General features: G+C 57.1%; 10 protein-coding genes. 1 reads left to right on the top strand and 9 read right to left on the bottom strand.

What is annotated here, in order from left to right; genetic code table 11:
- Positions 1 to 77 precede the first annotated feature (77 nt).
- Both CCHOA_RS09515 and CCHOA_RS09520 read right to left on the bottom strand, forming a co-directional pair.
- Complete coding sequence (locus CCHOA_RS09515; protein ID WP_245992129.1) at positions 78 to 809, bottom strand: type 1 glutamine amidotransferase domain-containing protein; 732 nt, start codon at positions 807 to 809, stop codon at positions 78 to 80.
- 33 nt (positions 810 to 842) lie between these two features.
- On the bottom strand, positions 843 to 2099 hold the full coding sequence (locus tag CCHOA_RS09520) for an NADH:flavin oxidoreductase/NADH oxidase family protein (RefSeq protein ID WP_245992130.1): 1257 nt from the start codon (positions 2097 to 2099) through the stop codon (positions 843 to 845).
- 121 nt (positions 2100 to 2220) lie between these two features.
- On the opposite strand from CCHOA_RS09520, the gene CCHOA_RS09525 reads away from it, so the two are divergent.
- A complete protein-coding gene (locus tag CCHOA_RS09525) occupies positions 2221 to 2754 on the top strand; it encodes a TetR/AcrR family transcriptional regulator (RefSeq protein WP_164472491.1) in 534 nt (177 codons plus the stop codon).
- Positions 2755 to 4725: 1971 nt separating this feature from the next.
- On the opposite strand, the gene CCHOA_RS09535 is transcribed toward CCHOA_RS09525, so the two are convergent.
- From CCHOA_RS09535 to CCHOA_RS09565, 7 genes are all read right to left on the bottom strand, one after another.
- Entirely contained in the window at positions 4726 to 16260 is an 11535-nt protein-coding gene (locus CCHOA_RS09535; RefSeq protein ID WP_164472459.1) for a DUF7507 domain-containing protein, read from the bottom strand.
- Between the two features lie 411 nt (positions 16261 to 16671).
- Positions 16672 to 16971 (bottom strand): DUF2516 family protein, encoded by a 300-nt coding sequence (locus CCHOA_RS09540; RefSeq protein WP_123929957.1) that lies wholly within the window; start codon positions 16969 to 16971, stop codon positions 16672 to 16674.
- A gap of 147 nt (positions 16972 to 17118) precedes the next feature.
- Complete coding sequence (locus CCHOA_RS09545; RefSeq protein ID WP_123929960.1) at positions 17119 to 17478, bottom strand: hypothetical protein; 360 nt, start codon at positions 17476 to 17478, stop codon at positions 17119 to 17121.
- A gap of 221 nt (positions 17479 to 17699) precedes the next feature.
- On the bottom strand, positions 17700 to 19019 hold the full coding sequence (locus CCHOA_RS09550; RefSeq protein ID WP_123929963.1) for a DUF445 domain-containing protein: 1320 nt from the start codon (positions 19017 to 19019) through the stop codon (positions 17700 to 17702).
- Positions 19020 to 19595: 576 nt separating this feature from the next.
- Positions 19596 to 19946: a hypothetical protein gene (locus CCHOA_RS09555; RefSeq protein ID WP_123929966.1), complete on the bottom strand. Its 351-nt coding sequence runs from the start codon at positions 19944 to 19946 to the stop codon at positions 19596 to 19598.
- Positions 19947 to 20364: 418 nt separating this feature from the next.
- The gene (locus tag CCHOA_RS09560; protein WP_123929969.1) at positions 20365 to 21114 is read right to left on the bottom strand and encodes a succinate dehydrogenase/fumarate reductase iron-sulfur subunit; all 750 of its coding nucleotides are present in this window, start codon (positions 21112 to 21114) and stop codon (positions 20365 to 20367) included.
- Positions 21114 to 23126: a fumarate reductase/succinate dehydrogenase flavoprotein subunit gene (locus tag CCHOA_RS09565; protein WP_123929973.1), complete on the bottom strand. Its 2013-nt coding sequence runs from the start codon at positions 23124 to 23126 to the stop codon at positions 21114 to 21116. The genes CCHOA_RS09560 and CCHOA_RS09565 overlap by 1 nt, the downstream gene beginning before the upstream one ends.
- Positions 23127 to 23139 lie beyond the last annotated feature (13 nt).

The following is a 23139-nucleotide window of genomic DNA, read 5'->3' on the forward strand; positions in this document are numbered from 1 at the left end:
TCTGCTTTTCTCCCAAACAACCCGAGGGCGAAACGCTGCGTTTCCCCTTGTGACCTCAGGATCGATGGCGGTGATTTCTACCGGTTGGGTGAAGTAGTGGTGAGGGTGTGGAGTACCTCGAGAGTCTTTTTCGCGGTGGCTTTGGCTGACCCTGGGTTTTGCCCAGTAACCAGACGCCCATCGACTTGGGTGTAGGAGGCAAACGGCACCAGCCCCTTGGAATAGTTGGCACCTAAGTCTTTCATCCGCTGCTCAACGTTATAAGGCACCAGTTTCGCCACCCCTGCTAGGACTTCCTCACGCCAGGAAAAACCAGTGATGCTTCGATCTTTGACCAGTGGGGTGCCATCAGACAAGGTGGTTTCCAACAGGCCGCAATAGCCGTGGCAGACGGCTGCTACCACGCCACCTTGCTCGTAAATGTCGCGAGTGAGTTGCTGCAGGCCTTCACTGCCAGGAAAGTCATACATGACAGCGTGGCCGCCGGTAAAGAAGATCGCATCAACATCAGCAGCATCCACCTCATCTGGGTTCTTCGTGTGCTCGAGCAGTGCCATGCGGGTTGGATCGTTCAGCCAAGCTTTAGCTGAAGCATCCAGATTAGGGAATTTAAGTGAGCGTGGTTCAAGTGGCGACTTGCCACCCCGGGGGCTGACAATTATCTGCTCAAAGCCGGCCTGCTCGAAAACCTCGTAGGAGTGGGTGAGCTCGGACAGCCATAGGCCCGTGGCATGTTTGGGATCAGATTCATAGGCATCAACATTGGTGACAACCTGCAAAATTCGCCTCGTTGTATGCATATCGTCCATATTCTCCAATTCTTTCCTGCTGTGCATGTGTGTTTAGCGCCCGGCGTTTCGGCGCTGTAGCCAGGTGCCATAGTTGCGGTTGGCTTTTTTCGTTCCCAGTTGGCTCAGGGCCAGTGTGATGCGCGGATCCATCCACAAGATGGGTTGTTTATTTTTCGACAGTCGTTTCATTTGCCAGCGCACCCACGCCATGGAAGCAGCCGAGGCAATCGCTTTGTTAGCGATCCGCGTGCGAGGAATAGCGGGGCTGGCCTGAGGGTCTGTGTTCCAAGTGTTGACCAGGTTGGGGTCAGCAGCCAGCGCGGTGCCCATCCCCACCAGGGTCACACCCGATTCAAGGACCTGGTTGGCGACACTTTGACGCACTACTCCGCCGGTGACCATCAGCGGCAACGGTGAGGTTTCAAGCAGCTGCTGGGCCATGTCAAGGAAGTAGGCTTCACGTGCCTGGGTTCGCTCATCGGCAGAGTTACCAGTCATGGCTGGGCTCTCATAAGAGCCGCCAGAAAGTTCCACTAGATCTGCCCCGGCCTGGGCCAGGATGTCAATGACCTGCCTAGCATCATCCACACTGAACCCACCACGCTGAAAATCGGAGGAGTTGAGCTTTACCGCCACCACGAAATCCTTTGGCACCCGCCGGCGAATCCCAGTAACAATCCGATCGAGCATTCGGGCGCGATTCTCAAGAGTGCCACCCCACTCGTCATCGCGCTCATTAACCAGTGGCGACAGAAACTGCGACAAAAGGTAACCGTGCGCCGCATGTACCTCAACTCCATCAAATCCTGCCTGAAAAGCCAACGTGGCTGTGGTGATGAACATGTCGATTACTTGCTCAATCTGCTCACCGGTCATTTTGGCAGCTGGGGCAAACTTTGCACGCGCAGAGCCCACATCAACCTGACTGGTACTTGGCGACCACACCACCCCAGGCTGACCCGACAAGACCTGACGGCCTGGGTGGTTAATCTGCATCCAAATCTTGGCTCCGCCCTCATGAGCAACCTGCGCCCAGCGTTTGAACGGCGCTAACGGCTGGCGCTCATCAAGCACAATCGCTTGAGGGCCAGTTAGCGCCGCATCGTGAACCATCACGTTGCCGGTAATCAAGGTTCCTGTTCCCCCACGCGCCCAGGTGCGATAGAGGGTAAACACCGCATCGCCTGGCACATGAGCGCCAGCGCCTAAAGACTCTTCCATTGCGGCCTTGACTAAACGGTTAGGTACACGTGCACCTGAGGCAAACACATACGGGCTGAGTAGTTTGCTCGACATTCGAATCCCCATCTACTAAAGTTTACGCTGTAAACATACAGGGTAGAACGGGATGTGTACAGTGTCAACATTAGGGCGTGGTTCTTACCATCACGGCGACCTTCGAGCAGCGCTGCTATCACAAGCGCGTTCCATGCTCGCTCAATCGTCAACGTTGTCTTTGCGTGCTCTAGCCAAGGAAACTGGCGTTACACCTACAGCGGTTTACCGCCATTTCGCAGACAAGCAAGCCCTTGAATCGGCGCTTGCTGCTCAAGGCTATGGCGAACTGTTGCAGTGCTTGAAAACCGAGCATGAAACCAACGTTGACGCCCGCGAGGATATGTGGCGACTTGCCTGGGCTTACATCATCTGGGCACGTGACAACGAGCCTTTGTTTTCCCTGATGTTCACCACCCAGTGCGACCCCACTGCCCCTGAACGAGTCGAAGCCGTCAAAGACTTGACCGCCTTCTTATCCAGCCAAGTCCACCACTGGTATCCCCATCACGCTACCGACACGTTCCTAACCGCACTGTGGGGATTCGTCCATGGCATCACCACGTTGTATCTGCAAGGCAAAATCCTCACCAGCGCCACCACAGCTGGAGCCCAAGACGTTGACCTAGAAGAACAAGTCCACTGCCTGTGGTTAGCCTTTATCAGCCCGCTCCCGCTCGATCACTAGCGGCCCGATGGTGATGCCGGCTTTGAAGATGAACTCGATACGCCAATCTGGGTAGATGGTGGCGTGTACGATGAGGGTGAACCATAGGGCGTGGGTGAACGTGAGCGCTCCCAGGGCCAGGGATACGAGGTTGTCGAGGTAGTTCTGGGCTAGGGCGAGTGGCTGTTAGGCCTGGGCAATCTGGTCGGCCTGCGGGTGAGGCATTTGCTCTGGGTGCTTGCGCGTGTCTTTGTTATTGCACTGCGAGATGGTGCGCCGATAGGGGGCGTTGGAGTGCCAAGTCTTAGACCCCGTCAATCCCGCCGCACACTGTGCACTTGCGTGTCGCGGTGAAGGGGGTGGGAAGCGCAACGCCCCTTCCTGGCATCCATGATGAGTTAGACCAATTGCCAGGTGTCCGGGTCGATGATGGCTGGGTGGGAACCTGACACGTAGTACTGGGGAATCTTGCCCTTGGTTTTTCATCTGCTCCTTGGCCAGGAAGTCTTCCACATAGGATTGTGGCAAGAGGGCGTCGCCCTGGTACTTCTCGTTGGTCAAAGTCGAGAGGATGCCGCTGTAGGCCCATTTGCCCTGGGTTTTCTTGCCCCCGGCCCTTTCCGGGTTAGGGATTCACACTTCGGTCAGCTGCTTGGCGATAGACCCACACGTCATTCCGGGCAAAGAGGCTCACTGGCCCTGAAGTCGATGGTGGGTGGGGTGTGTGGGGTGAGAGCAGTCGTGGTCATGACAAGAATCCTTAAGAATCAGAGGGCGTAAAACGGGAAGATCTCCACCAACACGGGTGGAGATCAAAGAGAGAAGCGACGAAAGCGGAGCCGGCTTGGTTAGCGGTTCTGCAAGAGTCGTTCCATCGGGTCTGATGGCAGGGGTGTGGAGCCGGTGGCGCAGTTGGCTTTAACGATGTCGAAAATCTCGTATCACAACGCATTCGTCTGCTTCTGATAACTCTGGCTCATGGCCACAAACGGGCTGGCGATAGCAGCCCCAGTTGTTGGAGGTTTACCCAGCAGGTCGAAGTCACTGATGGCTTTTTCGCATGAGATGAAGCGGGCGAAAGACTGCGCATACGCTTCAAGGAGGCGTTTGGAGATGAACTCTGGATGCAGCCCTTATCGGCCAGCCACGCCCTCGTCTCACGGTAAAACGCATCAGCCCCAAGCGGGCTACCATCCTGCTGTTGTGCCGCAAGGTATGCGGAGGGCTCTGGCATGTCCACGCCCGCCAGGAGTGCACCTTCGTGCGTGTCGGTGCCGGTGAAGTCCTATGGCTCCGGCGGACCATCAACGCTCTAGATGCGTCCGGTGCGGCCATTGGTCAGGAGGTCTGTGAGGGGGTCGGGGTTGGTGCCTGCACGGATGCGGCGTCCGCCCCTGTTCGTACCATCACGAGCCATCAGGTCATTTACTTCCTACTAGGAGGATGGCGAGCAAAAGTGGACAATAATGAGACAAATAGTTGTGGTTTGGGAGGAAGACTTTCCCTATGAGCCAGAACAAATTTGGAAGGTAGTCACAGATTTAGCAAGCTGGCAATGGCGTAGCGATCTGGCTGACTGCAAGGTCATTGACGAGCGCAGATGCATCGAGATTCCAAAGAAGGGCAAACCTGTCCACTTCCTTGTTGTTGTCGCAGCTCTATCCCACTCCGTTGTAAAGCGAGACACCCATGCAGCACAGCACAACTAGTGCGACACGAGTTGCCGAGTGACGTTGGCGCAAAGCACAGCACAGGATCCGCTCCCCCGTTGTTGTTTCACCAGCTGGAGCAGCAGTCTTTAAGGGGGGGAAATGGCCAAAGCCTGGAACGTGTTCGGGCGAAGAAGATCGTTGCGCAAACAGCTCCAGGCTTTGTGGCCTGCCGGGCACCGGTAGGTGATAAATCGGTAAGACCTCATCATCTGCCGAAGGTGCCCGGCATCTGTATTGAGTTATTGCTTAACCAGGCAGCTTCCTGCCACCCGGATGGTCACTACTGCTGTGTTTTCCGCCGCCGGGAAGCAACCAGCATGAGCGCGAACCCACCAACAACTGCCAGCAGGCTGACCAGCGCAAGTGTTTCCACATTGGCACCGGTGCGCGCCAACAGATGCTGCCCCGGATCGTGAACTGGCTGCTCTACCGGTTGCTGCGGTGCAGTGTCGGCTGCCGGCTGCTCACTTGGTACAGCTGGTGGTGCAGTAGGTACCGACGGTGCCGGCAGTGAAGGAATCACCGATGGCAGTAGTGGCAGCACAGCCAGTGGTGGGATCAACCAGGTCCACCACGGCAGCTCACTCGAGGAGGACTCGCCTGGTTCCTCATCAGGCTTCGGCTTCACTACGGACGGCTCCTCCGGCTCACCAGGTTCCTCTGGGGTAGTCGTTGGCTCCTCCGGCTCCGGAGTGGTTTCTTCATCCGGGTTTGGTTTCGTGTGCGTTTCCTTCTGGTAGCCGAAGTTCACATCAGTGCTGGTGTTGCCTTCAGTGACGGTTACGGTAAAGGATTCGCTGAGTGCACCGTTATCCGGATCGGCGGATTGCACCATTCCGTCTGGGGTTTGCACCACGACCACATAGTCACCGGCAGGAAGCGTATCGAAGTGATAGTAGCCGTCCTGATCAGTGGTGGTGGTAGCGATCACTTTGCCGTCAGCGTCGTGCAGTTCCACGGTGACATCGGCAATGCCTGAATCCTGCGGATCAAGGCTGCCGATAGTTTCCCGATCTTCGAAGATCGTGCCGCTAATCGCACCAGGTTGGGGTGCTTTCACCGCAGTGTAGAACGCATCAGCAGCGGTGAGCGGCTGGTTGCTATCGCTGTTGACACCGGTGACGGAGAGACCATGGTTGATCACACCGTCGGCACGACCATCAATAGTGACTGTGGCAGACAATTCCTGTCTTGGTAGCAGCACCAGTGGGAGCAGGGTTTCGTCGCTGGAGAACACGATCTCCCCCTCCGGGGTGACCCGCAGGATCATTCCTGGCTGCGGGGTACCGGTAGTTGGGGTCGCATCGCCGGCGAGGGTGAATCCTGCAATTGCTGCCGGATTAACACCGTCGACTGCCACGGTGACACCGGCCAGTGGTGACTTACCAGTGTTTGCAATGGTGATCGCGGCCGTGATGGGGGTGTTCGCATCGACGAGCACTGCTTCCTTAGCGGTTTGCCCATCACCGAAGGTCTCCCCGGTGGTGGCCTCGGCGTTGTCGGCGAAAATCTTGACACTCAAGCCGGCTTCACGGGGAGCCAACGGCACCTTCACCGAGGCGGTGGCTTCATCAGACTCCACCCCACGGAAGCTACCGCGGGCGGTTGCCGTGTTGGTAAGCGAATCTTGTTTTATCTGCTGCTGAGTGACGGTTTCTTCGCCGACACAGGTGATCTTCTCACCGGCGGCCAGACGACCCTGGCCGGTGGTGAACCCTGGCCGCGGACAGGTCAGCGAGCCGCCGCGTTCCGCCAGATCCTTGTCGGCCACGGTGATCTTCTCCACGGGGATGGTGCCAGGGTTGGTCACCACAATCTCATAGCGGATCACTTCACCGACCTGATAGGACCGTGACTCGGTCACCGTCTTACTGATCGTCAACGCGGGGCGTGCAGTATTCACTGTCGCCGTCGACTCTTGTGAGGTCACCACACTGCTGTCCACGGCGATGGTCGCATCCTCATTGGATACTTCCCGCAGCGGCACAGTCGCACTCACAGTTGCCACATTGTTGATCACACCTGCTTCGACATCGGCGTCAGTGACCGACAGCTTCGCGGAACGACAGATGGTGGTTTCCCCTGGCGCCAGCTGAGTTGCGGCACAGGTGATCGCCACCTGCCGGTCAGTGAGCAGTTGATCGTTGATCACCAAACCGTCAACGGTGACATCGCCTTCATTGGTCACCGTGAACCGGTAGGAAACCTCGTCGCCGGCAACATAGTAGTCCTGCGGCTCGTCGACTTCCTTAACCAGTGAGATCTTCGGATCGTGGCCGAGGTTGCGGTGCACAGTCGCTGTCACCGGGTCGATTGTTTTCGTCCCGAAGCTTGCCTGCGCTGCAGCGGTATTGCTCAACCCGGCATAGCGGTCAACATCCTTTTGGCTGATGGTGTAGCGGTAGGTGCACGATGTGTCATCCCCGATAGCGAGTCCAGCAGTACCGTTGAGCACTGCTTGATCTTCACAGGTGACATCAGATACCTGTGGGCTGTCCAACATGGCATCAACGAGCTTCACGTTTTCAGCCGGGGTGGTGCCCACGTTGCTGATCGTCACCGTGTAGGTGATCACATCACCGGCGTGGAGGGCAGCCTCCGGGGCAACATCACTGGTTTTCGTGATCGCCAAGGCTGGTACACCGGTGGCGAACTCGACCGTGTCTTCATCCCGGACCCGGAATTCGAAGGGGGTGTCATCGGCCATCTTCGGGGTAAGCCCGGTGACGGTGGCGGTGTTGCTCACCTTCCCGGCGGCAGCCTCATCAGCGGTCACCACATGATCTTGGGTGCCGCATTCCACGATTTGCCCCGGTTTCACCGTCGCCGGTTCACAGGTGAACACGGCTTCGCCGAACTTCGGATCGATCACCTTCACATTGTGCAGGGTGACCTTGCCGGTGTTCGTTGCGGTAAACCGGTAGGTGACCGTGTCCCCTTCGATGTATTGCTTCCGCTGGTTGTCGATGGTTTTTTCCAGCTGCAGGGCAGCATCCTCAACCACGGTGATGGTGGCGGTGGCGGTGTCGTCTACCGGCACCCGGTTGGTGGTCTCCTCGGGGGATGATTCACCGTCGGCAGCAATACCAGTGGTGTAGGCGTCCACCCGGGCAGTGTTGACCAATGCATCTTGGGCATCGACTTCGTCCTGGGTGATGGTCTTCTTCCCCCGACAGGTCACCGAATCACCCTGTTTTTCCAAGGTGACCCCGGTGGTGGCGGCTGCCGGCTGGTCGCACTCCAAGGATTCGGGGCTAAACCACGGATCCTTGATCACCACACCAGCAAGTGGGGTGGTGCCCGTGTTGGTGGCCGTGAGGGTGAAGGTCACTTCATCATCGGCAGCCCAATCACTGGAACGGTCAGCTTCCTTGGTGAGCTGAATCGACGGCCGACCAACAGGAACTGTTACCTCCGCATCACTACCCACACTGCCACCGGTCGGGATTTCCGTCCCGTCCTCGGTGGTGAGGTTGCTGCGATCTGCTGGGGTTACGGCAGTCACCGTGGCCACATTGAGCAGTTCACCGGAGTCGGCGGCTGCTTCCGCAGCGGTGACCCGGTGCGGCGGGGTGACACATTCCATCTGTTGGCCGGGGGCAAGAGTGGCCTCCGGGCAGGTGATCGGATCGTCGCCGAACATCGGGTCGGTGACAACAATGTTGTCCAATGTCACCGTGCCAGTGTTGGTCACTGTCAAGGTGTAGACCACCTCGTCGCCTTCCACATACTGCTGCTTGGCCGTGTCCGCACTCACCGCTTTGGCCAAGGTGATCCCAGCCAAGGTGGCGGTTGGCACAGTTGCAGTCGCCTCCGGGGAGGTAACGGTTTGCGGGGTGTCGTCGCCACTGCCGTGCACATTCCGGGTGACTGTCGCCGTGTTGATCACCGAATCGCTGGCATCCACTTCTCTTTGGGTGACAGTGGTGATCGCAAAACAGGTGACCGTGTCGCCGGCGGCAACAGTGTCAATTGCCTGCGGTGCAATCCCGTCCGCCTCTGGGCGAATATAGCGTGCTTGCGTTGCCGCATCAGCGGTAGCATCCCCTGCGGCTTGCGCCGGCAGGTTCGGATAGCAGGCAATATCGCTGGCATCAGCGAACCGTGGATCGTTGATCACCACGCCCTCAGCGGGGGCGTTACCACTGTTGGTGACAGTGATCGCCCACTCGATCCGGGAACCGGCACTGACTTGGTCATCTCGGACTGGGTCCGCCGCAGATCCATCATCTTCAGCGCTGCTGCTTGCCGCATCCGATTCGAGAATGCGGGAAGTTTTCGCAATGGTCAACGACGGGGTACCGGTAGCGACAACAGCTTGCGCCGCATTGCTATCTACCGTGTTATCCTCCGGATCAACACCATGGGCGGTAGCAGTGTTCACCAATTCGTTGGTTTGTGCACCGGTGGCAGCATCCTCATCGGTGATGACATAGTCACCATGGCAGGTCACCGTCTCACCTGCGGCAAGACCATCTTGCAGGACTGTCTCATCACAAACAATGTCGACACCAGCTTGAGCGAGCATCGGATCGTCAATGGTGAGATCCTTGATGGTGCGCTGGCCGGTGTTTTCCACCGTGAACTCATAGCGGACAGTATCGCCCGCCTGGTAGAGCCCCTGCTTGTCCGCAACCTGTTTCTTCAAGGTCAGCCCAGTGTCTTGCCGCAACGTTGCTGCAGCGGTCGCCTGGTCTTTCACCACCGGCGCCTTGCGGGTGCGACCCTCCACGGATGCGGTGTTGTCAATGCTTGCCCCGCCGTCAACATCGGCCTGGGTGACAGTTAATGCTGCGCTACATTTCACCGCCGCACCCTTGGCGAGCGTCCCACCGTCAGCGCTGGTCAATGCCGGATTCTCAGCACATTCCACAGCGGTGGCGGAATTGTCACCGCGTCGCACCCGTTCATCGATGAGCGCGTCGACAAGCTTGACATTCGTCAAGTCCGTTTCGCCGGTGTTGCGCACGGTGAGCTCGTAGGCGATGGTGTCGCCAACGGCATAGTTTTCCTGCTTATCGGTGATGGTCTTGTCCACCGCAATACCAGGAGCAACCACGTTGTCGCTGACCGTATTCGACTCGCCGGTTGGCGCATCGATATTAAAGGACTGGCTTGGCAGCATGCTGGTGTAGCTGGCGGTATTGGTCAGTACCCCAACGTCTGCTGGCTGCACCGTGTACTCCTGCGAGGTGCAGGTGTAGTGCTCACCGGGTGCCAGTGTCTGCGGAGTGCAGTCAAGCGTTACGCCACGGTTGGTCAGCATCTCATCGGTGATAGTGACATCACGCAGGGTGACATCACCGGTGTTGGTGACGGTAAAGGTGTAGGTCACCGTGTCGCCTGCGACAAGATCACCGTCCGCATTCGAGCTTTTCGCCAGGGTGAGACCCGCATGTTCTAGGGTTTCCACAGCGGCCGTGGCGGTCGCGTCGGGCACAGCTTTGCCGTTGGCATCGCTGCCTTTAGCCACCACCGTATTACTGATGGTGACGGAAGCATCAACATCTTCTTGGGTGATGTCGATAGTCGCAGCACAGGTAACCACTGTTTGCGGATCCAATGCTGGCAAGCCGTCGAATCCGTTGAAAGTGTCCTCTTGACCCGGGATTTGGCATTCCAGGTTGGTGACGCCACGACTCTTGAGCATGTCGTCAACGATCGTGCCGCCGGTTAAGGTGGCAGTGCCGTTGTTGGTGACCTGAATCTGATAGGTCACCTGGTCACCAGCCCGAAGCTTATTCAGATCCGCGCCACCCACACCAATCGGGGTTTTGGTCACGGTCAGATTCGGCGCCCCCGTCGGCAGGGTCACTGCGGCCTCGTTAGAGGTCACCGGAGTTCCGGTGATTGTCTGGCCACTAGCGGTTGCAGTGTTCACCAAGCTGGATGCCACTGTTGCCGAAACATCGCCTTCGGTGACCGTATAGGTTCCCGAGCAGGTGATTTGTTGCCCAACGGCAAGATTCGCAGCACCATCCGCAGGACAGGTGACATCCTTCAGCTTTTTATCTTCGATGGTGATCTGGCGGATCGTGGTGTTTCCGGTGTTGGTGACATCGAAGTAGTAGGTCACTTTATCACCGACCAGCAACGGCTGACGTGTGTCTTCCGCGGCGCGCTTTACCAGCAGCAATTCCGGCTTCGCGGCCGGTGGGGTCACTGTTGCAACATTGTCTTTGTCGCTGACCGCACCTTCGTTAAGTACCGGATTACCGTCCTCGTTCATGACGAGGACATCACCGGTGACGTCAACCGTGTTGACCAAATCGACCTGCCGGTCGAGATCTTCTTGCGTATAGGTCAACGGCACAAGACAGTACACTGTTTGACCTGCGGCAAGGGTAAACCCATTGTCCGCAGCAATCTCCTGGCCTGTGGCTTGATCGGTGCAAGTTCCTGCCGCGAGCGTCTCTTCTTGTGCCCGGCCGCGCAGCGTGTCGGCAATGGTGATGTTGCGAACTGCCACGTTGCCGGTGTTTTTCACCGTAATCCGATAGGTGAGTGCACCTTGGTTTTCCAGGGTGCCATCAACCTGCGCGGAGAAGGCTTTCCCATCCAGGGACACTTCCTTGGTGGCGCTAATCGCCGGTTCGGCCACCACTGGGCGCACCACAGCATTGTCTGTGGCCGTGAGTGTTTCTTCGCTCACCGTGTCATCAGCTTGACGCACAAGGGCTGTTGCCGTCACGGAGACCGTGTTGGTTTGTGCCTGCTGCGCATCAAGGAACGCCTGATCAGCGGTGAATTCGGTAACACATTCGAGTTGCTCATCAGGGGCAAGAGTCAGCATCGTCCGGGTGGACTCAGTGGCATCGTCGGCATTCAACGGGGTGGCATCTGGCCCACAGACCAGCTTCATCGGCTGTGTTGAACCCCCGGCGACGGTCATCACATCAGCAATGCCCACATTTTTCAATGTCACATTGCCGGTGTTGCGCACTGTGATAGTAAACCGTCCCGTTTCGTTAAGACCGAGTGTCGCCGACTTTTCCTCATTGACCGTCTTGGTGACTTCCAATGCTGGTTTCGCCGCAACCACCGGATAGGTTGCCGTGTCCTCAGCGGTCACTTCCTCCCCGGCTTGTTCACCGCGAATCGAGGCAGTGTTGTTCAGCAGTTGCTGATTATTCACATCCTCTTGGGTGGCGGTAAAGGTCACCGTGCAGCGATAGGTGTCGCCCACTGCCAGCGTCGCACCATCTTCACTATTCAGATCGCCGCGGAGGTTCGTAACATCCTCACCAGTAGCGCTGGTAATCGTGCATGCAACAGTGGCGTTGCGTGAGGCGATCCACGGCTCAGTGAGCTGAACCTTGCTCAAATCCACATTGCCAGTGTTGCCACCGGTAAGGGTGAACGTCGCCGTCTTATCAACGGCAAGCTCCGCTGTGGAATCGGCAGTCTTGCTCAAGCTAATGCCGCGGCGAACCTCGCGCATCGCAAAGTCCACATTGGGCACGCTGCGATATTCAGCTGGATTGAGCTGTCCTTCGCTGTCGCGGCCAGCAACAGTAAACCTAGGGGTGGTTGCAACCGTATCGTTCGACGCTGGCGCACCACCGTCAATAATGTGCTCAGCGCTGATGGAAGCTGCAGTGGTGTCGGCAGGTGCCCACACATACTTTTGCTGTACCCGCTTTGCCGCAGCTTCATCGTCACTGATGCTCAGGCGAACCTGATAGTCACCAGGGACAACCTTCGGGAAACGATAGCTGCCATCGGCATTCACCGGCACGGTGAGGATTTCCCCATCTTCTTTTGGCAATCCCGTCGCCGGATCAACACGCACCGGTTCACCATTTGCGTCTAGCAAGGTAGCAACCAAATCGCCCGTTTCCAGCCCGGTCACCCGCGGGGTTTCAGCATCAAGTGCCGTTTCCTCCCCCAGGTCAAACACCGAACCACTAATGGATGGGGCAATAGTTAACTGTTGTGCGTCACAGCCCAACACGGAACCAATGTCGGTTTTCGTGCCACGCGAAGAACCTTCAGCAGCTACCTGGTCAGCAGTCTTCGGCTCACAATTCGGCGAATTCGAATGGGTAACCGTTCCACCAACAGCAGTGTTGGTGACGGTACCGACCACACCGTCGGTGATCCGCAGTTTCATCGTCACCACCGCGGGTCTTACTGAACCGTTGTTCTCATGCACGCCTTGATCATTGAGCGGACCTGGCTGCCACACCACAGTGGAGGACGGGTTGAGGCGCTTCTGATCTTCCGCGGAAAGCGTATTGCCGTGATCCTCATAGTCGGTGAGCACCTGGCCAACCGTATGTTCTGGCACCGTTGACACATATTCCAACCCTTGCGGAATAAAGTCCCGAATCACCGGGGAGGCAATGAGCGCCGTATTCGGGGTGCTGACCGAAATCTGGAAATAGACTTCGTCCCCCACACCCAAAAGATGATCTTCTTCCGGATTGTCACCATCGTGCAGGTGGGCTTTCGCCTCTTCATACGACTGGCCCTTAGCCGGAATAATCATCGCCTTATTCACCGCCAGCTCTGGCACATAGGCCACCCGGGCAACAGCAGGTTCTACCGTGCCCAGGTCGCTGCCGGTCACCGAATCGGTGGCACGGGTTGCCACCCGGTTAACAGCAATATCCCAGTCTTCAATGCCATTTCCGTCAGTGGAATTTTCCGGCATGGTCATACGCACTGGCAGATCAAACGTGCCCAGCAGCGCTGTTGTGAACTCAACACGCAGATACTTCACCTGCGAATAGTCGAAATCGGCGCCGAGTTCTTCAGCAGTCTTCCATTCACCATGAGCGTTGAACTCAGTACAGCCACTGCCGGCAGGGAATTCTTTCCCGTTGCGGGACATCTCTGGACGGCACGGGTTATCGCTGGTGGAGTAGAACACTTCAGCAGGCATGGGTGCTTCCACCCATTTCTTTTTCTGCTCGTCAAAATACCGATAATTAGGCAGCTCTAGCGGACCTGCCAACAGTGGCACGAGATCGGTGCCATTGGCGACATTCTCCCGAGAGACCGCACCATTTGCGTCGTACTCGGTATGGGTTCCAGCCATGGTGGCCTGATCGCGGCTCAACTCGTTGAGCGGAATCCAAGATGCTGCCGGAAGCGCGTCGTAGAGCACATAGTCCTTGACCGGGATTGACCCAGCTGAACCCACGTTGAGGAAGAACGTCGCATCGTGCGTAGCATATGAGGTCTCCCCCAACTCGTCATTGCCGGGACGAAATGCTGTCCACCGCTCCTCGACCGGGTCGAGCGACGAAGCTACCTGCACAGTAGTGCTGTTGTCGCCTTCAACATCGCTATTATCGAGCACCGAATTTGGAACGGTCGGATCTGTGGAATCAGGCGCCGGTTTCGGATTGATCACCGGAGTTTTCCCAGAGGAAGAGGTGCTCCCCCCAGGATCGACTTCTTGCCCAACATTGTCATCAACTTCGGCTGCAGGGACGCCATCCTTATCGCCTTCAGCATATTTCTTCACGTTTGCTGTGGCATAGGACTGCACAGAAGCACTCACTGTTACCTGATTCCACCGAACGCTGGAAGCTTTGCACAGCTTCCCGTCCCGGCCGCAGCCCAGCTTATAGTCGGAGTTGTCGGTGTACGTCCGGGTTTTGTCTGACAGCGATATAGGGGAATCCGGATCGGCGATCGTGATAAGGCTGGCGATCTTTGGAAATTCGGATGCAAGATTTTCACTGTTGTAGTCACCAGCTTTGGCGCCTTCCGCCCACAGCTTGCCCACTACCTGACAATTATTGTCATTGGAATTAGCGGGCAACACCATGTTTTCTGGTACGGTCCATGACCACACTTCCCCACCACCGGGGGAGACTTCGCTGAGTCGATACCAATACACAGCTCGTGGGTCGAAAGGTACTTTCCCTTCCGCATCGCCCAGCAGTTCGGTGTTTTTCTGCACGCAGCGTTGTGCCTGATTTTCATTTGGCTGCTTCGGGACGAAACGGAAACCGTGTGGAAACGCGAGTACGCCATACGGGCGATAGTATGAGTCCTGTAATTGCGCAGCGTTGACTGGCCGAATATTCAACGTTGTGGTGTCAAGCACTCCATTGTTGGGTGAACCAAAACGACTGTCGCCAATAGTCACCACATGCAACGGTTCAGGCAGGCTTTGCCGTACAGGCATAATCGCTGTCTTGTTTGCGGTTATCCGCTTATCTTCAGTCTGCTGGTATTCGCCCACCAAATCGTTGGCAATATACACCAGCGGATGCATCCCGGTGCCGTCATCTTTAGCGAAGAGTCCCGCCGGAACCACGGTCTTGCCGAACACGCGTAAGATGACCTGCTCCTGAGAAAGAACCTCTGGATATTCCACTTCCATCTTCGCAACAACGAAATCCTCTGGCAGCGAAACGTTCCACCGATAGGTAGCCGAAGTCTCAATCGGACCGATGTTGACTACTTCAGTTCGGCCGTCACTGGCAGTAAACGTCACCGTGTGCGGCGGAATACCTTTCACTGCCTGACGAGTGGTTTCATCGAGATAAACCAGTGATGGCTCAATAATATGCTGCGGGCGGAAATAATAGCCCTGATCCGCATCTTTATCGGCGATCTCGCATTCCGCATTGCCCGCCACATTGTTGGCATACTTCACGCAGTATTGGGGTCGGAAAGTATCGGTGAGCTTCAGCGGACCGGTTTCGCCATTACGCACCGCAATGTTGAAGTATCCAGAATCCGAATAGTTCAACACACCCTCAATGTTATTGACCTGATCCAGTGTCATACCGTAGGCGGCTTTACCGACATTGCCGGCTGAACCGTCAGATTTCTTCACCGACCTGGTCACCTCCGGCGCAATGTCGCTCGAGTCTGCCCGTTTCCCATCCAAATAGGTGACAGTGTCGTTTTGCCACTTGAACGTGTTATCCCAAGTCGATCCGTTAGCAGGCTCGCCGACGATTTTCAGCGTGTACCGCACACTCAGACGGTGCTGGGGATCCTGTCGGAGCGCATTGTCCAGATTTTTATCAACGGTAATCCGAATTTCTCGTGTGTTTTTATCACATGTCCCGTTGTCACAGCTGACATAGGTTTTCGAGAGCAACGACAGTTGGTTGCGGTCAACGATTTGGGAAACGTTTCGCACATCTCCTGAGACCGGGTCAATTTCTGGTGTCACCTCAGGAAGGGTAGCGATACTGACTAACTCCATGCCTGCTGGAATCGTATCGACGAGCGTGCCCAGCAGACCGGTGTTGCCCTTACGATCCATTTTCAGCTCGTAGGAGACATAACCGTTTATCGCTTGCTTCGTTTTGCTGGTCTCTTTCATCACCGTGTTTTTAGGGGTACCGGTGATGGTGACGTGCGATTGCGAAGACAGTGTGGTCTCCCCGTGAGTCATTGACCATGCAATATCAGACTCACCGGGGTAGGCCGGGTTATCCCCCACAACCCAAGAAAAACTCAGCTTATTTTGGGAACCAAGGCCGCTCACCGTAATTGTCGGGTTTGGCCCTCTCGCGTCTTTGATGGAAAACGACCCAGGAGCACTCACCTGAAGCTCCGCATCCGGGTCGACGTTCTTTGGCCGTTCAATGCTAAAAGTAACTGCGTCACTGCAGTCTACCGAGGCACAGTTCACCGTCGCATTGAGCGTCAGCACCGAGTCCGTACCCGTGGTTGCTGTCGCATCAGCGAAGCTGACAGTTATCCCCCCACCGGACATGGTGGACGTAGCCGCGGCTGCCTCACCAGCAGCAATAATCTGCACACTGGTGAGTGTGAGCACAATGGTAAAGAGCGTCGCTGCGAGTGTTCGCAGCCGCTGCCATCGGCTTTTGTTCAAGATTGTTAAAGGTTCGTGCATGGTCACCTCTCGTGGGTCAGCCGGCCTATTCACTTAAGGATCCAGCTGAAGGCAAAGTCTCCCCACGATAGCAAGTGCTGTAGCCAGGCTCAATACGAGAAAGTATCCACATCTGGGTATTTTTATTGTTCTTTTAGGCTCCTTATATTGGCCTTATGTAGCGGATTTACGTCCCGCCCCTGTCCTGCATTAATAAGGGAACTTAACCACTGTGGTAGCACTTGCTGAGAATGCCGGGTGATGAATTTCACGCACAGGATTCTTGTTGTGTCACAGCACAGGAATGCTGCTGATTGTGGCCTGTTTCGTCCGTGATCCTCCCGGAGCACAAACACCAAAACCCTGCCCAGATTCCTGGACAGGGTGTTTGCTATTGCGTCACAGTGTGCTTTAGTAGGCGCTGTTGCCGGAGAGCAAATCTTTGATCTGCGGGCGGACATCAAAATAGTAGATCCCAATAATGACGACGCCAACGATTGACAGCAGCCAAATCTGGGATACCACTGCCAACGTGGAGAGCGCCACCATGGCGAACCATTGCCATTTCGGTTTCCGGTCAGCAGCAGTAAATGCATCATCGCGGGTGAACGCAATTTGGGTGGCGCCAACAATACCGGCAAGGGTGATTGCTAAATGCAACGCCAGGATGATAAGGCCAAGCGGACCTATTGCCTGCAGCCAGGAGATCATCGGCGACCATATCCTTTCAACGGTGTGTCTCGCGGTGTACTGCCCCACTGCGGCGTGCACCTACTTTGTAAAGCTGTGAACTGGTGCCAGCGGGCAGCGCTCGGGATGTTGTTGGCGGTGACCACACAGTGCACCGCATCCGGTAGCTTAACGATGTTGTTGCTTCTCGTCGACCTCAACGACATAGGTGTCAACAATATCGCCGTCATCGCTAGTGGCAGTTTGCTGCGCGCCACCGGGAAGATCCAGACCAGGAAGCGCCACCCCCGCTTCGCGGAGTTTCCCACCAACAAAGTCCCCTGCCCGATAGGCCAGTGATGGGCCATGCTGCAAATCGTCGACAGTGGCTTTCGTGCTGGCCACCAGCTGTTGTACCTTCGCAACCGGTGCAGTGTGGGCAAGGGAAGACTGGCTGATTTTCTCTGCTGCCGCACCAGCGACACTACTTGCTATGAGTCGGGATTTGTCAGCGGCTTTACGAACCGTGCGCTTTGCTGAGAACGCCATAGGATCTCCTGATGACTAGAAAAACCGCACCGCGGCCAGTAAGCATGCGGCTGTGTTGCATGTGGAACTAGCGTAGCGCATGGGTTCCATCTGTTGGCAATTATGGCATCAACCACGTTCCACCACGGTTTGGCGGGATCTCACGCAGCCACCGGGATGAATAACCCGATGTGCCGGCAGGCTACTCGCAGCAATACCCCAACGGGGTAAACACAATGGTGCTACAAAAACAGGAAGTGGCTCACGGTATAGATCGCCAAACCGGCCAGGGAGCCGACGATGGTGCCGTTGAGACGAATATATTGCAGGTCTTTGCCGACCATCAGCTCGATTTTGTCGCTTGCCTCATCCGCATCCCAGCGGGCAATGGTCTCAGAGATAATGCTGGTGATGTCCTCGGCATAGTTGTCGGCGAGGAAGGCAGCCGCGCCAGTGACCCGCTTGTCCAAAGATTCCCGCAGATCGGCGTCGTCGAGCAGATTCCCACCCCAGGAAAGGGCAAGCTCTTGCAGTTTTACCCGCAGCACACTGTGCGGGTTTTCCGCGGCAGCGATCAGCCCTGTGCTGGTTGCCCGCCATATTGCTGCCGCAGCACCAGTCACCGGGGTGGAACCCATAATGTCGTGTTTGATCTCTTCCACCCGCGCCATGGTGGTGGGGTCTTCCTGCAGATCACGGCTGAGTTTACGCAGGAATTTCCGCATTGATTCGCGGGCAGGGTGATGGGTGTCGTGGGCGACCGCCCGGGTAAAGGTAACCAATTCCCGATACACCTTGTCGCCAACCATTTCGTTGAGAATTTTCGGCGCCCACGCTGGGCGACGCTCATCAAGCACCCGAATGATCAGCGCTTCGCTGGCCAGCGCCCGCCGATGCAGCCAATCTGCCAGCTCATCAACCACCGGTTCGGTTTTTCCTTCGTCGATAAGCTGCGCCAGCAGCCGCCCGGCGGGCGGACCCCACTGGGGGGTGAACGCCCGCGCAATCAGCTGCGAATCAATCACCTGGGCGGCCTCGTGCGGATCGATGGCCCGCACAATATTCGCGGTGAGTTTCCCAGCTTCCAGCGACACTTTGTCAGCGTTTGCAGGAGTAGCCAGCCAGCGGCCAAGTTTCTCAGGGACACCTGCCGCCCGGACTTTTTCGGTGATCAATGTGGCGTTAAGGAAGTTTTCCCCGACAAACCCCGACAGGGAATCCCCGATCTGGTCTTTCTTATTCTTCACGATCGCCGTATGTGGAATCGGTAATCCGAGTGGACGGCGAAACAGTGCAGTGACCGCAAACCAGTCCGCCAAGCCACCGACCATGCCCGCTTCGGCGGCGGCACGCACAAACCCCACCCAGGTGGGCAGCGGATCAGCGGTCGCTTCAATCCACCGGCATCCTAAATAGATCGCTGCTGCAACCAGCAGCAGGGAAGTGGCCAACGCCTTGTAGCGGCGCAACGATTTGCGCCGGGCAGCTTCCGCCGCCGGAGATGGTCCAGGCACCGCCAATGGCGACAACGCCGGTTGTTCCTTGGCACTATGCGCCCCCATAACCATCCTTTACTGTTGCAGACAAAGCAGTAACGCCAAACTCGTGGAAAACACACCGGGCGCACCGGTGAGCGATGCTGGTCAACAACCCGTTCACCATCCCTTGGCAGCAAGATCAATAACCAACGCTGCCAAGGAGTGTACTTACCAGCAAGCACCTGCCCGCCGGGTAAGGCGGAACACTGAAAAACGTGACGGGCAACACCACGGTGCGTGACGGCCAGAAGTGCAGCAAAGCCATTCCGGGCTGATCTATCCGGTGACAGCCAACAATTGTGCCCCGCGACTGATAAACGTCAACGCAATGAGCACCGTGAGAATAGCCGAAAGCACCAGCGCAATGATTCGATATTTATCCACGTCACTAACCTAGTGGAAGATAGCAAAACAAGCACCCCGTGACAATGAGGGGAACACCATGAAAGCTGCAAGTTGCACAACTTTCGTGAAGGAATTTCCCATCATCAGCCACGGGGTGTGTGGAGGTGACAAGACTTGCAATAGCGGGTGAACGTGGTTCACCCCGTAGCCGGCACAGCGGCAGCTATCGCAGTATTGCGGAATATACGCCAGGTACTAGTGGCGACCGGTACGAGCCTTGTACTCGCGGTCACCCTTGCGGCCAGAGTAAATCAGGGCTGCGCCACCGATCCACAGTGCCAGCATGAGCACCACACCGATGATGACGAAGGTCATGCCATTGTCAGCCATGATGCCGTCACGTTGCACCCCAAGGCCGAACACCCAGGTGCCGATGCCGATCACGGAGCTCAAGATCATTCCCATCCCGATCCAGGTGGAGCTGCGCAGCAGCGCGGAGTGGGGGGCATCGTAAGAGCTCGGGACGTAACCTTCAACATAGTATGGTTCGCCATCGAAGGAACGGGCCGGCGCTAAGCGGGAATCTGCAGGTACATGGGAGGACATAGCTGCCTCTCGCCTTTCGTGTGGTGGTAAGTATGGAAAAAACTCAGTAGTGTGCACTCCCCCACCATCATCACTATTACCTTAGATGAGGTTGGCGGGGAGAAATTTGCCCTGCACACCGTGCTGCCATGATGCCGCGGCCACCAGCTGTGGTGGACGTGGCGTGTGTCTACACGGGTGCACTCTAGGGTTGCACTTTGAGTACACACGATATCACCCATATTCAGCACAACAGGTGAGCAATATAACGCAACGGACTCCCCTTTTCGGGTGAGTGTGCGCCGCTGTTGCGATCGCTGTCCTGCCGAACGGCGGGTGGTGGGTGAGTGGGGTTTATCCACCGTCGGGAATGTGTCGGCGTGCACCGTGCGGATCCACGCCATATTTCCGACGGTGGGAAAACCACCGGTGATGCGGTTTAGTTGTCCTTACCGCGGAACGCTGCACGGGCACGTTCCTTGTTGATGGCTGCAACCGCAGTGAGCGGAATAGCAGCTGGGCACACATCGGCACATTCACCGTAGAGCGAGCAAGGACCGAAGTTGGTTTCCAACTCGTCGATCATCTTGCGGGCACGCTTGCCGCGCTCTTCCTTACCCAGCGGCATGAGCGACAGATGTACCAGTTTCGCACCGGTGAACAGGTGTGCTGCACCATTCGGGCAGGCTGCCACACAGGCACCACAGCCGATACATGCGGCGTGGTCGAGGGCGAGCTCAGCGGTCTCGTGGTTCATGTGCAGGGTGTCGGCATCCGGGGCGGTACCGGCGTTGACGGAGACGTAACCACCCTGCTGCATCACCCGGTCAAGGGCGGAACGGTCAACGACCATGTCCTTGATGACCGGATAGGCGTTGGAGCGGAACGGCTCCAGCTTGATGGTGTCACCGTCGGAGAAGTTGTACAGACGCTGCTGGCAGGCAGGCTTGTTCTTCTCCGGGCCGTGGGGGCGGCCATTGACATACAGGCCACAGGTACCGCAGATACCTTCGCGGCAGTCAGAGGCAAACGCGAACGGCTCTTTCCCAGCTTCGATCAACCCCTCATTGACGTGGTCGAGCAGCTCCAGAATGGACATCTGGGCAACAGCGTCGTCAACGTCGTGGCTTACGAAGTGTCCTTCGTCGTTCGGTCCTGCCTGACGCCAGATCTCAAGATGGAGTTTCATTACTTGTAGTTCCTTGTCATAAGTGGGATCGAGTCGAAGACGAGGGGTTCAGCGTGGCGGATGAAGGTGCCGTTTGCGCCTGGTTCCCAAGCAGAAACGAAGCACCAGTTGTCGTCGTCACGCTCGGCCTCGCCGTCGTCGGACAGGTGATCGTCGCGGAAGTGAGCACCACAGGACTCGTCGCGGTCGAGTGCGTCGACGCACATCAGCTCGCCCAAGTCGATGTAGTCCGCAACCCGGTTGGCGTATTCGAGCACCTGGTTCATGGTGTTCTTATCGCCCGGGATGTAGAGGTTTGCCCAGAACTCTTCACGCAGTGCGCGAATATCTTGGATACCCTTAGCGAGATCTTCCACGTTGCGGGCAACGCCACAAGAGAAGTAGAGGATATCGCCGAGCTTGCGGTGGAAGTATTCCGGACCGTGGGTGCCGTTGATGCTCATCAGGCGATCCAGGCGAGCCTGTGCCCGCTGGATGGATGCCTGTGCAGCCGGTGAATCTTCCGGCAGCCGCTCGGAGCCGAGCTGGCCGGCCAGATAGTTCGGAACCGAGAACGGCAGGGTGAACCAGCCGTCAACCGAGGCCGAAAGCAGCGAGTTAGCACCGAGACGGTTGGCGCCGTGATAGGTCCAGCCCGACTCACCACCGGCAAACAGACCCTTGATGGAGGTCATCATGTTGAAGTCGCTCCACAGGCCACCCATGGTGAAGTGGCAGGTCGGAGCAATACGCATCGGGGTCTCGTAAGGGTTCTCGCCGATGGTCTCTTCATACATTTGGAAGAGGTTCGAGTAACGCTCTTTGATGGTGTCCTTGCCAAGACGCTGGATAGCGTCCCGGAAGTCAAGATATGCCGAGTTGTGCATAGGACCGACACCAAGGCCAGCGTTGATCTGCTGAGAGATCGCACGCGAGGCCACGTCACGCGGCACGAGGTTACCGAATGCCGGGTAGCGGCGCTCGAGGAAGTAGTCGCGATCTTCTTCTGGAATGGTGTTCGGATCCCGATCATCCTTTGGCGTCTTCGGCGACCAGACACGGCCGTCGTTACGCAGCGACTCGGACATGAGGATGGTCTTCGACTGCCATTCGGAGTTCACCGGGAGACCGGTTGGGTGGAACTGGATGAACGACGGGGAGGCGAAGTATGCACCGTGCTCGTAGGCACGCATAATCGCCGAAGCGTTCGAGTTCTTCGCCAGCGTCGACATGTAGTAAACGTTGCCGTAGCCACCGGTACACAGGATGACGGCGTGGCCGGTGTGGGCGGTGAGTTCGCCGGTGATGAGGTTGCGCATAATCGCACCCTTACACACCTTTTCACCGTTTTCTTCCACCACGATGAGATCAACCATCTCGTTGTGGGTGAAGATTTCCACGGTTCCTTCGTGGATTTGGCGCTGCAGGGCGGCAGCAGCCGACAGCTGCAGCTGCTGGCCTGTTTGGCCACGGGTGTAGTAGGTGCGGGAGACCTGCACACCACCGAAGGAACGGGTTGCCAGGGTACCGCCGTATTCGCGGGCGAATGGGGCACCGATAGCGTTCATGTGGTCGATAACGCGAACCGACTCGTAGGCCAGACGCCAGCAGTCAGTTTCGCGGCAACGATAGTCGCCACCCTTAACAGTGTCTTTGGTGTGGCGGTAGGCGCCGTCGTTGTCGACCTTCTTGCCGCGGGCAGAGTTCACGCCACCCTGGGCTGCGATCGAGTGTGCACGACGTGGCGCGTCGTGATAGGTGAAGGCTTTCACGTCGTAGCCAAGTTCACCCAGTGCTGCCGCAGCACCTGCACCGGACAGACCGGTGCCGATAACAATAATGCGGAACTTGCGACGGTTCAGCGGGCTGACCAGCTCATAGTGAGCCTTCTGCCAATCCCAAGCTTCTTTCATCGGCACATGCTTTGGCGCATGGTCATTGAGCACAGAGCCGATTTGAACCTCAGGGAGGACACTGCGCGGGGCGACGAAACCCTGCGGAGTGAAGTCAACAGCAGATGCGTGGTTGCTCATAGTATTCCTCTCT

Origin of the sequence: Corynebacterium choanae, assembly GCF_003813965.1 — a bacterium.
Taxonomy (GTDB): domain Bacteria; phylum Actinomycetota; class Actinomycetes; order Mycobacteriales; family Mycobacteriaceae; genus Corynebacterium; species Corynebacterium choanae.